The organism is Ilumatobacter sp., from assembly GCF_965215205.1.
GTDB lineage: Bacteria > Actinomycetota > Acidimicrobiia > Acidimicrobiales > Ilumatobacteraceae > Ilumatobacter_A.
Genome location: NZ_OZ244049.1, coordinates 451277 through 464789, shown reverse-complemented (window position 1 = coordinate 464789; position 13513 = coordinate 451277). Strand labels below are relative to the sequence as shown.

Below are 13513 nucleotides of genomic sequence, written 5' to 3'. Positions count from 1 at the left end.
GGCGCGGACAGCGCATCCGGGGTCGTCGTCGCGGAGCACCTGCTCGTGCGCCACGCCACGACCGTCGCCGGGCGCCGCCGGCACCGACGCTCCGGCCGTGCCCGGCGACTTCGTAGGATCGAGCGGATGGAACCGTCGCTGACGCTGCGCCCCCACCCCTCGTTCACCGGTCGTCCGGGTCCGCTGCTGGTCGTGGTCGCCGACGGCGTGGGCGTCGCCCCGCCGGGCGCGTCCAACGCGGTCACCGAGGCCGAGACCCCGACGATCGACCGACTCACGACCTCGGAGCTGTCGACCGAGCTCGCAGCCCACGGGCCGGCCGTCGGGCTCCCCTCCGACGACGACATGGGCAACTCCGAGGTCGGCCACAACGCGCTCGGCGCCGGGCGCGTCTTTGCGCAGGGGGCGAAGCTGGTGAACAGGGCGATCGAGACCGAGGCGATCTTCGCATCCGAGGTGTGGTCCGGCGTCGTGGACCACGCCCGCACGGGCACCCTCCACCTGATCGGGCTGCACTCCGACGGCGGGGTCCACTCGAGCCTCGACCACCTCGACGCCCTGCTGCGCCGCGCCGCCGCCGAGGGGGTGGCGCGCTGCCGGGTCCACATCCTCCACGACGGGCGCGACGTCGAGGCGCGCTCCGCGCTCGAGTACATCGCGCGCACCGAGGCGGTCCTCGACGAGATCGACGCCGGCGGGCCCGGGGCCCACACCGACACCGACACCGACACCGACACCGACACCGGCACGCACGCCCGTCGGGACTTCCGCATCGCGTCGGGCGGGGGGCGGATGACGATCACGATGGACCGCTACGAGGCCGACTGGGCGATGGTCGAGCGCGGCTACCGCGCCCACGTCCACGGCGAGGGACGCCGGTTCCGATCGGCCGCCGACGCGGTGCGAACGATGTACGCCGAGTCCGAGACGGGCGACCAGTACCTCGGCGAGTTCGTGGTGGTCGACGAGCACGACCGCCCCGTCGGCGAGATCGTCGACGGGGACGGGGTGGTGTTCTTCAACTTCCGCGGCGACCGCGCGATCGAGATCTCGCGTGCGCTCGAGGACGCGGACTTCGACGTGTTCGACCGAACCGGCGTGGACGGCCGCCCCCACCCGGACATCGCCTTCGCCGGGATGCTGCAGTACGACGGCGACGCCCTCGTCCCGGAGCGCTACCTGGTCGCGCCCCCCGCGATCGACCGGGTGATGGGCCAGTTCCTCTGCGCCACGGGCGTCCGCAGCTTCGCGATCAGCGAGACCCAGAAGTTCGGGCACGTCACCTACTTCTGGAACGGCAACCGCTCGGGGTACATCGACGAGTCGCTGGAGACCTACGTCGAGATCCCCTCCGACAACGTCGAGTTCGACGCCACCCCGGCGATGAAGGTGCGCGAGATCACCGACGAGACGATCGACCTGCTGCGCTCGGGGGACTACCGCTTCGGGCGGCTCAACTTCCCGAGCGGCGACATGGTCGGGCACACGGGCGTGCTCCCCGCGACGATCGAGGCGATGACGATCATCGACGAGTGCCTGGCCCGCCTGGTCGAGGTGATCGACGAGCTCGACGGGATCCTCGTGTTCACCGCCGACCACGGCAACGCCGACATCATGTTCACCGAGCGCGACGGCGAGCGGGCGCCCAAGACGTCGCACACCCTGAGCCCCGTCCCGTTCGCGATCCACGACCCCAACCACGACGGCGAGTACCGCATGGCTCCGGCGGGGGCGCCCGGGCTCGGGAACGTCGCCGCCACCGTGCTCGAGCTGCTCGGCTACCGACCGCCGGACGACTACCTGCCGGCGCTCGTCGAGTTCTGACCGGCCGGGGCCCGCGCGCCGCGGCGTACGATCCCGTCATGGCCAACAAGAACCAACACCTGGAGACCCTCCGACAGGTGCCCCTGTTCAGCTCCTGCTCGAAGAAGGAGCTGACGAAGGTGGCGAAGGCGACCGACGAGGTCTCGATGCCCGACGGCGAGATGCTCACCGACCAGGGTCAGATGGGGCGCGAGGCGTTCGTGATCGTCGACGGCGAGGTCGTGGTGAAGCGCAACAACCGCAAGGTCGCGACGCTGGGGCCCGGTTCCGTCGTCGGCGAGCTGTCGCTGCTCGACAAGGGGCCGCGCACCGCGACGGCCACCTGCCTCGGTGACTGCACCGTGCTGGTGATCGATCGACGGCGCTTCCTGTCGGTCGTCGAGGAGATCCCGTCGATCTCGCAGAAGCTGATGGCCAGCCTCGCCGGTCGCGTGCGCGAGCTCGACCGGGCCTACTACGGGTGAACCACGGATGAACCCGACCGTCGTCGGGTCCGGATCCGACGGACGCTCGACCCGATGAGCCTCGTCCCCCTCCCCGACGACTGGCCCCGTGAGCGCGACGCCCTGCACCGCGTCGTCGTCCACGTCGTGACCCGGGCCCAGCAGGAGGCGACGGGCCACCTCGCGCTCGCCGTCCACCCCGGTGGGGTGGGGACCCCGCGCTTCGGCCCCGCACGTCGCTGCGTCCGCGTCTGCGGCGGCTCGCTGTTCGTGGAGGACGCGCACGGCCGTCGAGACGGCGCGAGCACGGCGACGACGACCGTGCACCCGATCGCCGGTTCGACGATCACCGAGCTGTGCGCCGCCGCCGGCGTCGACCCCGACCCCGAGATGCGCATCGGCGACGACGCGGTCCCGCTCGGCGACCCCGACGCACCGATCTCGCTCGACGCCGACACCACCACCGTGCTCGGGGACTGGTTCGCGCTCGGGCAGCGGGCGATGGACGTCACCCTCGCCTCGCTCCCCGACCCGCGGGCGTCGATCGTGCGGCTGTGGCCCGAGCACTTCGACATCGGTGTCGACCTCGCCGTCGACCCCGAGGGCAAGCCCGGGTCGCGGGTGAACCTGGGCGCGTCACCCGGTGACGCCGCGCACGAGGAGCCCTACCTGTACGTCGGACCGTGGGGTGACGAGCGCCCCGGTCCCGAGGGCTTCTGGGACCAGCCCTTCGGAGCCACCCTCGGGTGGTCGACGGTCGACGCCGCCGACAACCCGCTCGCCGTCGCGTCGGAGTTCTTCCTGCGCGGGGTCGGTCTGCTGCGGATGTGACGTCCGGTACCCGCGGAGCGTTGCGACCTCCGAAGTGACCCGCGAGTAACCTGGGGGACCTCATGAGCACCGCTGCCGAGACCACGTCGACCGCGCCAGAACGGCGGGTCAAGCCGCACCAGCTGGCGCTCGTCGTGTTCAGCGCGATCGCGCTGTTCACCCTGGTGTCGGGAGTCCTCCCGCTGGTCACCGGGTGGGACAACGACAACGCCGTGCACCGCACCGTGTTCGTCAACATCCCGGGCCCGATCCAGATCGCGTTCTACACCGTCATCCCGGTGTTCCTGGTGTGGGTCGCGGTGATGTTCGCGAACCGGATGAAGAACTGGGAGCGCGGCGCCCCGGCGAACCGGCGCACCACCACCAAGAACGTCAAGCAGCGCCTGGCCGACTTTCGGGCCGGGGTGTACATGAAGACGCTTCTGCGCGACTCGGGCGCCGGCGTGATGCACTCGATGATCTACTTCGGGTTCCTCGGGCTGCTCGCGGTGACGACGGTGCTCGAGATCGACCACCAGATGCCGCCGGCGCTCAAGTTCCTGCACGGCGACGTGTACCGCGGGTACGTGGCCTTCGGCGACCTCATGGGCGTCGTGTTCATGGGCGGGATCGTGTGGGCGCTCGTGCGCCGCTACGTCCAGCGCCCGTACCGCATCCGGACCAAGTCCCGCCCCGAGCACGCGGTCATCCTCGGCACGTTCTTCGCGATCGGGATCACCGGCTTCGGAGCCGAGATGTTCCGGATCGCCCTGGAGGATCGCCCCGAGTACGAGCGGTGGAGCTTCGTCGGCTACCCGCTCTCGGGCCTCGTCGACTCCTGGAGCGTCGGCGCGCTCGAGACGTGGCACCAGTGGTGGTGGATCGGCCACGTCGTCGCCTTCGTCGTGTTCCTCGCGATCCTGCCGGTCACGATGCTGCGCCACATGTTCACCTCGCCGATCAACATGTACCTCGGCGACAAGGAGCGGCCGAAGGGCGCGATGCGTCCGATGCCCGACCTGATGGAGACCGAGCTCGAGTCCTTCGGCGCCTCCGTCGTCGAGGACTTCACCTGGAAGCAGCTCCTCGACCTCGACGCCTGCACGATGTGCGGCCGCTGCACCTCGGTCTGCCCGGCCCACGCCACCGGCAAGCCGCTCGATCCGCGCGAGATCGTCCTCAAGTCGGGTGAGGTCATGGCGGCGACCGGCAAGCCGGCCACGACCCCGCCGCTGGGCACCCTGCCCGAGATCACCGTCGAGGCCAACTCGCTGTTCGAGCGGATCACCCCCGAGGAGCTGTGGGCCTGCACGACGTGCAAGGCGTGCGACGAGATCTGCCCGGTGCACATCGAGATCACCGACAAGATCTTCGACATGCGGCGCTACCTGTCGCTGATGGAGTCCAACTTCCCCGCCGAGCTCGGCAACGCGTACCGCGCGATGGAGAACCAGTCGAACCCGTGGGGCCTGAACCAGGGCGAGCGCGCCGACTGGGCCGACGGCGTCGACGGGGTGACGATCGTCGACCCGGGCGAGGCGCTGCAGTCGGAGTACCTCTACTGGGTCGGCTGCGCCGGTTCGTTCGACGATAAGAACAAGAAGGTCACGCAGGCGATGGCGAAGCTGCTGCGGCGCGCCGGCATCGACGTGTCGATCCTCGGCCCGTCGGAGATGTGCACGGGCGACTCGGCGCGGCGGTCGGGCAACGAGTACCTGTTCCAGATGCTCGCCCAGCCGAACGTCGAGATGCTCAACGGGATGGGCGTGAAGAAGATCATCACGCAGTGCCCGCACTGCTTCAACACCCTGCTCAACGAGTACCCGCAGATCGGCGGGCACTACGAGGTCGTGCACCACACCCAGCTGCTCGAGCAGCTCATCGACTCGGGCCGCCTGGACGTCAGCCAGGCGTCGCTCGAGGAGCGGATCACCTACCACGACTCGTGCTACCTGGGTCGGCACAACGACGTGTACCTGGCGCCCCGCAAGGTCGTCGGGTCGATCAAGGGGATCGAGGTCGTCGAGATGCAGCGCAACGGCACGAAGGGGATGTGCTGCGGCGCCGGCGGTGCCCGGATGTGGATGGAGGAGACGACCGGCACGAAGGTCAACGACGAGCGCGCCGCCGAGGCGCTGTCGACGGGTGCCTCGCGAGTCGCGACCGCGTGCCCGTTCTGCTACATCATGATGGACGACGGGGTGAAGGGCGCCGGGGTCGACGACGACCAGGTCAAGGTCGCCGACATCTCGATCCACCTGCTCGACGCGATCGAGGCCGGCGAGTCGCGGGCGCGACGCGACACCGCTCCCCTCGCGGAGGCCGAGAGCGGGGCGCTGACCTACACCGGCGCCGCTCCGAAGATGGCCGACACCTCGGCCGAGACGGCCGACGTCCCCGCCGGAGCCGTCACGCTCGTCGACGACGAGTCCGCGATCGACGAGACGCGCCCCGCCGACGACGGCGCCTCCGCCGGCTGAGCCGAGCGGGCGCTCGCGCCGACCGCACGAGCCCCACCCGCCACGGGTGTGACGCCGAGCACACCTCGTTCCGTGACCGTCCCGTCGCCTACCGTCGCAACTCACCGAGCGATCCGCTCGGACCACGGAGGGGGAGCGACACATGGTGAACGCACGACGACCACCACGGACGAGGGGGCTGATCGCGCTCGTCGCGGTCGCGTCGCTGGCAGCTTCCTGCGGCGGGGGTGATGACTCCGGCTCGGAACCAGCCGACGACGAGGGGACCGAGGTCACCGCGAGCGCGGGCGCCGGTGCCGACGTCACCAGCGCCGGGTCCGACGCCGGCGACGGGACGGCCGGCGGCTCCGTCGACGACGGATCCGGCGCGAGCGACGGCGACGAGCCCAGCGGCACCTTCCGCGGCGCGTACTACGTCGGCGTGAGCCGGTTCGATCCGCACAAGGCGACGTCGAGCTTCGACAACACCCTGCTGTTCATCACCTACGACCGCCTTGTCCACCAGGCTCCCGACGCGTCCCCGGTCCCCGGGCTCGCCGAGTCCTGGGAGTTCGACGAGGACGGCTCCAGCCTCACGTTCACCCTGCGCGAGGGCGTGACCTTCCACGACGGCGAGACCTTCGACGCCGAGGCCGTGAAGGCCAACATCGAGCGGGCGCAGACCGTCGAGGGGTCGGCCGTCGTCTCGGAGCTGGCCGTCATCGACTCGGTCGAGGTCGTCGACGCGAGCACGGTGCGGTTCGACCTGAACGGACCGGCGGCCTCGCTGCCGCTGATCCTCTCCGACCGGGCGGGCGCGATGGTCTCGCCCGCCGCGTTCGAGAACCCCGACCTCGACACGAGCCCGGTCGGCGCCGGGATGTTCACGGTGACGTCCTACACGGAGGGCGCATCGGTCAGCTACGCGGCGTACGACGACTACTGGGATCCCGACGCGCTGAGGGTCGAGGGGATCGAGATGCAGATCCAGGCCGACTCCGCGACGCGCCTCAACGCGATCCGCACCGGTCAGATCGACTGGACCTTCGTCGACCAGAACCAGGTCGACGACGCGGAGGCGGCCGGGTTGACCCTGCTGCCGACGTTCACCCTGTCGAGCCAGCACCTGCAGCTCAACCGCTCGAACGAGTACTTCGGCGATCCGCTCGTGCGCCAGGCGATCAACCACGCGATCGACCGGGAGTCGATCGTGGAGACGCTCCTGTTCGGGCAGGGCAGCGCGGCGTGGCAGATCTTCCCCGAGGGGTACTTCGCGCACGACCCCGATGCGGCCAGCTACCCCTACGACCCCGACCGGGCCCGCGAGCTGCTCGCCGAGGCCGGGTACCCCGACGGCTTCTCCTTCGAGATGGTGACGTCGACCATCCCCGCACGGGTCCAGACCGCCGAGGCCATCCAGGCCCAGCTGGGCCAGATCGGCATCGAGATGAGCATCTCCCAGGTGCCCGGGGCGCAGATCGCCGACATCTTCTACGCCCAGGAGCAGAACGACGCGATGTGGGCGTCGTGGGGCGGTCGCCCGGACCCGAGCCAGACGTTGGCGCTGCTGTACGGCGCCGACGGCTTCGCCAACCCCGGCGACCAGACGACGCCGGAGATGGAGGAGGCGATCGCCGCCACCCTCGCCGTGCAGAGCGAGGACGAGCGCACCGACTCCATCCGCGAGGCGGTGCGCATCGCCCAGGAGGAGGCCCTCGACGTCGTGCTGTTCTACGAGAGCATCGCGTTCGTCTACGCCGAGGACCGGGTCGGTGGCCTCGAGCGGTGGTTCTCGGCGAAGCCCGAGTTCCGCGGCGTCACGGCCGGCTGAGCGGTTCGCATCGGCACGCGCCGCCGGCCGCCCGGCCGACACGGCGGGCGCCGGCGGGGCGCCACCGGTGACCATCGACGCGCCGGCCGGGCCGACGATCGTCCGGACGTCGCAGAGACCGACGGGCGAGGACGAGGCGGCGCGACGGTCGCCCCGAGGGGTCGGCCTGGCCTCGTCCCGGAGCGACCGGATGCGATACAACCGTCGCAGCGGGTGGAAGAGACAAGGGGAGAGAGAGAATGACAACGCGACGATCGGCCTTCTGGCCGGCAGCGCTGATGGCGTTGACGCTCACGGCCGCCGCATGCGGTGGCGGTGACGACGACGGAGGCGCTGCCGACACCGACACCGGCACCGAGACCGAGACCGCCGGGAGCGGCGCGACCGACGGGACCGCCGTCGAGGGCACCGAGTCCGAGGACCAGGGGGCCCAGGCCCCCGGCCAGGACACCACACCCGACGACCGCGAGGTCGACGCGACGGGGACGATGCGCATCGCGTACACCGTCGGCCCCTCGCGCTGGGATCCGCACAAGGCGACGTCGAGCTTCGACAACACCTCGCTGTTCATCACCTACGACCGTCTGATCCACCAGTCGCCCGCGGCCGAGGCCGTCCCCGGGCTCGCCGAGGAGTGGACGTTCGCCGAGGACGGCTCGTACCTCGAGCTGTCGCTGCGCGAAGGGGTCACGTTCCACGACGGCGAGCCGTTCGACGCGGAGGCCGTCAAGGCCAACATCGAGCGCGCCCAGACCGTCGAGGGGTCCGCGGTGGCTCCCGAGCTCGCCGGGATCGACTCGGTCGAGGTCGTCGACGAGTTCACCGCCCGACTGATGCTCAACGGGCCCGGCGCCTCGCTGCCGCTCGTGCTCTCCGACCGCGCCGGGATGATGGTGTCGCCGGCCGCGTTCGAGAACCCCGACCTCGGCAACCAGCCGGTGGGCGCGGGGATGTACGAGGTGGTCGAGTACCGCCAGGACGACATGATCGTCTACGAGGCCTACGAGGACTACTGGGACCCCGAAGCGGTGGGAGCGGCGCGGATCGAGTACTCGATCATGCCCGACTCCAACACCCGGCTGAACGCGATCCGCACCGGCCAGCTCGACTGGACGTTGCTCGACCCGCCGCAGATCACCGACGCCGAGTCGGCGGGCCTCACCGTCGAGCCGACGCCCAGCCTGTCGTACCTGCACCTGCAGCTCAACCGGTCCTTCGAGCCGTTCGCGAACGTCGACGTCCGCAAGGCGCTGAACCACGCGATCAACAACGAGGCGATCGTCGAGGCGGTGCTGCTCGGCTACGGCGACCTCAACCAGCAGTCGTTCCCGGAGTGGTACTTCGCGTTCGATCCCGAGACCGGGACCGAGAGCTACCCCTACGACCCCGAGACCGCCCGTGCCCTGCTCGAGGGCGCCGGCTACGGCGACGGGTTCGAGTTCGAGGTGATCGTGCCGACCATCCCGATCTACAACCAGCTGTACGAGGCGATGCAGCCGATGCTCGCCGAGGTGGGGATCACGATGACCCTGCGCGGCGTCCCGGGCGCGCAGGTCGCCGACCTGTTCTACGCCCAGGAGGAGTCGCAGGCGATCATCTCACCGTGGGGCGGGCGACCCGACCCGAGCCAGACCCTCTACCTGCTGTTCACGCCGGACGGGTTCTCCAACCCGGGCGACGGGACCACCGACGCCTTCATGGAGCTGTTCCCGCAGACGCTCGAGATCGGTGATCGCGAGGAGTCGCTGCAGGCGGCGTCCGCGCAGATCGTCGAGGACGCGATGGACGTGGTGATGTACTACCCGCAGACGCCGTACGCCTACGGGGAGAACGTCGTCGGCTTCGAGCAGTGGTTCTCCGGCAAGCCGGAGTTCCGCGGCATGGGCGTCGCGACCGGCTGATGCGTCCGCTCGCCGACTCCCCCGCCGTCGTGAGGTGGACCCGATGCTGAAGCTGATCGGGCGCCGGATCCTGGCGTTGATCCCCCTGCTGTTCATGGTCTCGCTGATCGTGTTCCTGCTGGTCTCGATCATCCCCGGGGATCCCGCCGTCACGCTGGCGGGGGAGAACGCGAGCGAATCGCGGATCGCGACGATCCGCGAGACCCTCGGTCTGAACGACTCGTTGATCAGCCAGTACTGGGCGTTCATCAGTCGAGTCGTCACCTTGGATCTCGGCACCTCGCTGTTCAGCTCCAGCGAGGTGTTCGAGCTCATCCGCCAGCGGGCTCCCGCGACGATCTCGCTCACCCTCGGCGCGCTGGTGTTCGCGATCGTCGTCGGGATCCCCGCCGGTCTGATCGCCGGCGCCCGCCAGGGCAAGCCGGCCGACCGGATCGTGATGCTCGGGGCGACCTCGGGCGTCGCGCTGCCGAGCTACTTCCTGGCGATCCTGTTCATCCTGTTCTTCGCGGTGAGGAACTCGTGGTTCCCGGCGACCGGGTACGTCCCCCCGGAGAGGGGGTACGTCGAGTGGCTCAAGAGCATCGCCCTGCCCGCCGTCGCGCTCGGGACGAACGGCGCGGCGCTGATCGCGCGCCAGCTCCGCAGCTCCCTCGTCGACGTCCTCCAGCAGGACTACATCCGCACCGCCCGGGCGAAGGGGCTCCGCGGTCGGTCGGTGGTGCTCAAGCACGCGTTCAAGAACTCGGCGGCGCCGATGGTCACCGTGCTCGGCATCCAGGTCGCCTACCTGCTCGGCGGCACCGTCGTCATCGAGTACATCTTCGGCATCGCGGGTCTCGGCCAGCTCGCCTACAGCGCGGTCATCCAGAAGGACGTGCCGTTGATCCAGGGGATCGTGATGGTCATGGCGCTCGCCGTGGTCGCGGTGAACCTGCTCATCGACGTCACCTACGCGTACCTCGACCCGAAGGTGAGGAGCCGATGAGCACGACCGAACCGCGCAGCAGCGACACGCACGCCGACGCGAGCCACCGTCAGACCAGCGGCCCGACCGAACCGCGCACCGACGGCGTGATCGGGATCGACCAGGCCGAGATCGAGGCCGACCTCGTCGTCCCCGACGAGAAGTCCGAGTCCCCGGGCCAGCGGTTCCGGCGGCGCCTGCTCGCCAACAGGTGGGCGCTGATCGCGCTCGTCTACCTCGTCCTCCTCGTCGGCGTGGCGATCTTCGCGCCGTGGCTGGCTCCGAAGGACCTGAGCGACCAGGACCTGTCGAACGTGCTCGCGCCGCCGCTCGACAACGGCCTGCTCGGGACCGACGGGCTCGGTCGAGACGTCCTCAGCCGGATGATCTTCGCCACCCGCGTCGCCCTGCTCGCCGTGTTCCAAGCGGTGCTCGTCGGGCTGATCCTGGGTGTGACACCCGGTCTGGTGGCCGGCTTCTTCGGCGGCTGGGTCGATTCGATCATCATGCGCTTCACCGACGCGATCATGAGCTTCCCGCCGCTGATCCTCGCTCTCGCCATCGTCGGTGTGCTCGGCGCGAACCTGCGCAACGCGATGATCGCCGTCGGCGTGATCTTCGCCCCGACGTTCCTCCGCCTGGTGCGCGGCTCGGTGCTCTCGGTGCGCGAGGAGACCTACATCGAGGCGTCCCGTTCCATCGGCACGCCGAGCTGGCGCATCATCCTGCGCCACATCCTGCCGAACGTCATGCCACCGCTGCTCGTGCAGATCGCGCTCACCTCGGGGTTCGCGATGCTCGCCGAGGCCTCGCTCAGCTTCCTCGGCCTCGGGGTCCAGCCCCCCGACGCCTCGTGGGGGACGATGCTCGACGAGGGCCGCCGCCGGCTCTCCGAGCAGCCCTGGCTCGTGGTCTGGCCGGGCATCACGCTCGGCGTCACGGTGCTCGCGTTCAACGTGCTGGGCGACGGCATCCGGGACTCGCTCGGCCGAGAGATCCGCAAGGAGTGATGAGAACCGTGAACGATCCCGCCACCGTGAACGACCCCGCCACCGTGAACGACGCCCGAGCCGGGGGCGAGCGCCGAACCGACGGCGGTGACCCGCGCACGACGGACCCGATCCTCCAGGTCCGCGACCTGAACGTCGACTTCGTCACCCAGCACGGGTGGGTCAACGTCGTGCGCGACGTGAACTTCGACCTCGCCCGCGGCGAGACGCTCGGACTGGTGGGCGAGTCCGGGAGCGGCAAGTCGGTCACGTCGATGGCGATCATGGGCCTCGTCCCCGAACCGCCCGGGCGCGTCCAGGCCTCGTCGATCCGACTCGGCGACACCGACCTGCTCACCCTGCCCCGCAAGCGGAAGGAGGATCTGCGCGGCAACCGGCTGGCGATGATCTTCCAGGAGCCGATGACCAGCCTCAACCCGGCGTTCACCATCGGCGAGCAGATCGCCGAGGTCGTCCGTCGCCACGAGGGCGCCTCGCGCAAGGACGCGACCAAGCGCGCCGTCGAGGTGCTCGGCGATGTCGGGATCCCGAACCCGGCTCGGCGGGCGACGTCGTACCCCCACGAGTTCTCCGGCGGGATGCGCCAGCGCGCCGTGATCGCGATGGCGCTCGCCTGCCGACCCGACGTGGTGATCGCCGACGAGCCGACCACGGCTCTCGACGTCACGATCCAGGCCCAGATCCTCGACCTGCTGCGCGAGATGCAGGAGGAGATGCACATGGCGATCCTGTTCATCACCCACGACCTCGGCGTGGTCGCCGACCTGTGCGATCGCGTGGCGGTGATGTACGCCGGCCAGGTGGTCGAGCGAGCGGAGATCGAGACCCTCTTCGAGGAGCCCCGCCACCCCTACAGCGACGCCCTGCTGCGCTCGATGCCCCAGGTCGGCAGCAAGGGCGAGAAGCTCTCGTCGATCCCCGGCAAGCCGCCCGAGCCGTGGGCGTTCTCCGACGGGTGCCGCTTCGGACCCCGCTGCGAGCACCGCGAGGCAGCGTGCGACGCCCACCCGATCGAGCTGCGCGACCTCAGCGGCGGAGGCGAGCTGCGCCAGAGCCGATGCCGCCGGGTCCACGAGCTGTACCCGACCGGCGTCGACCCGGAGCAGGCCGAAGCCGAGCGCGACCTGGAGGTGGTGACGCGTGCCGACTGACACGACGACGGAGGGCTCCCCGCGCTCGACGGCGAGCGGATCGACGCCGCTGATCGACGCCCGGGACCTGGGGGTGCGCTTCCAGGTCGGCGGTCCGCCGTGGAACCGCACCTACCTGCACGCCGTGAAGGAGGCGAGCTTCACGATCGCCCGCGGCGAGACGCTGGGACTGGTGGGCGAATCCGGCAGCGGGAAGTCGACCACCGGACGTGCCCTGCTGCGCCTCGTCGACCTGCACACGGGGACCGTCGAGGTCGACGGCGAGGACGTCGGCAGGGCGAGCGGGTCCAAGCTGCGTGCGCTGCGCAAGCGGATGCAGATGGTGTTCCAGGACCCCTACTCGTCGCTCGATCCGTCGATGGTCGTCGGCGAATCGATCGCGGAGCCGTTGCAGACGCACACCTCGATGTCGCGCTCCGAGCGGGTCGACGTCGTCAAGGACCTGCTCGAGAAGGTCGGCCTCAGCGCCGCCCACGCCGAGCGCTACCCCTACGAGTTCTCCGGCGGCCAGCGCCAGCGCGTCGCGATCGCTCGCGCCATCTCGCTGCAGCCGGACATGATCGTGATGGACGAGGCGGTGAGCGCCCTCGACGTGTCGACGCAGAACCAGGTGATCAACCTCGTCGAGTCGCTGCGCGACGAGTTCGAGCTCGCGTACCTGTTCATCGCCCACGACCTGTCGGTGGTGCGCCACATCTCGCATCGGGTGGCGGTGATGTACCTCGGTGAGATCGTCGAGATCGGGCCGACCGAGCGGGTCTACAACCACCCCGCCCACCCCTACACCGAAGCGCTGCTCGCAGCGGTGCCCGTCCCCGACCCGAAGCGCCAGCGCAACCGCGAGCGGGTCATCCTCACCGGGGACCTCCCCGACCCGACGAACCCGCCGTCGGGGTGCTCGTTCCACAACCGCTGCCGCTACGCGATGGACGTCTGCTCCGAGGAGCGGCCGCCCCTCGTCGAGATCGCCGGGGGTGGCGAGGTGCGGTGCCACCTGCAGACCTCGGGTCCGACCCTCGACGGGCGCCCGCTCGAGGAGGCGGAGTCGCTCCCGACGGCGTGAGCGAGCCGGGCGGGGTGCGCCCGCGCCCGGCCCACCCCGCCGGACCGCCCGACG

At 70.3% G+C, this 13513-nt stretch carries 10 protein-coding genes; all 10 read left to right on the top strand.

Annotated elements, in window-relative coordinates; translation table 11 throughout:
* Positions 1 to 126 precede the first annotated feature (126 nt).
* The 10 genes from ACOOHC_RS02255 (at position 127) to ACOOHC_RS02210 (ending at position 13459) form a co-directional block, all read left to right on the top strand.
* Entirely contained in the window at positions 127 to 1824 is a 1698-nt protein-coding gene (locus tag ACOOHC_RS02255; protein ID WP_420452389.1) for a 2,3-bisphosphoglycerate-independent phosphoglycerate mutase, read from the top strand.
* Between the two features lie 38 nt (positions 1825 to 1862).
* Entirely contained in the window at positions 1863 to 2288 is a 426-nt protein-coding gene (locus ACOOHC_RS02250) for a cyclic nucleotide-binding domain-containing protein (RefSeq protein WP_420452388.1), read from the top strand.
* A 54-nt stretch (positions 2289 to 2342) separates the two neighbouring features.
* Positions 2343 to 3098, top strand: coding sequence for a hypothetical protein (locus ACOOHC_RS02245; protein WP_420452387.1), 756 nt, complete (start codon positions 2343 to 2345; stop codon positions 3096 to 3098).
* Positions 3099 to 3160: 62 nt separating this feature from the next.
* A complete protein-coding gene (locus tag ACOOHC_RS02240) occupies positions 3161 to 5557 on the top strand; it encodes a heterodisulfide reductase-related iron-sulfur binding cluster (RefSeq protein ID WP_420452386.1) in 2397 nt (798 codons plus the stop codon).
* Between the two features lie 142 nt (positions 5558 to 5699).
* Positions 5700 to 7367, top strand: a complete 1668-nt coding sequence (locus ACOOHC_RS02235) for an ABC transporter substrate-binding protein (protein WP_420452385.1) — start codon at positions 5700 to 5702, stop codon at positions 7365 to 7367.
* Positions 7368 to 7606: 239 nt separating this feature from the next.
* Positions 7607 to 9268 (top strand): ABC transporter substrate-binding protein, encoded by a 1662-nt coding sequence (locus ACOOHC_RS02230; protein WP_420452384.1) that lies wholly within the window; start codon positions 7607 to 7609, stop codon positions 9266 to 9268.
* Between the two features lie 43 nt (positions 9269 to 9311).
* Positions 9312 to 10256 (top strand): ABC transporter permease, encoded by a 945-nt coding sequence (locus ACOOHC_RS02225; protein WP_420452383.1) that lies wholly within the window; start codon positions 9312 to 9314, stop codon positions 10254 to 10256.
* The gene (locus ACOOHC_RS02220; protein WP_420452382.1) at positions 10253 to 11245 is read left to right on the top strand and encodes an ABC transporter permease; all 993 of its coding nucleotides are present in this window, start codon (positions 10253 to 10255) and stop codon (positions 11243 to 11245) included. Before ACOOHC_RS02225 ends, ACOOHC_RS02220 begins: the two co-directional genes overlap by 4 nt.
* Positions 11246 to 11355: 110 nt before the next feature.
* Positions 11356 to 12396 (top strand): ABC transporter ATP-binding protein, encoded by a 1041-nt coding sequence (locus ACOOHC_RS02215; RefSeq protein ID WP_420453845.1) that lies wholly within the window; start codon positions 11356 to 11358, stop codon positions 12394 to 12396.
* Entirely contained in the window at positions 12386 to 13459 is a 1074-nt protein-coding gene (locus ACOOHC_RS02210; RefSeq protein ID WP_420452381.1) for an ABC transporter ATP-binding protein, read from the top strand. Before ACOOHC_RS02215 ends, ACOOHC_RS02210 begins: the two co-directional genes overlap by 11 nt.
* Positions 13460 to 13513 lie beyond the last annotated feature (54 nt).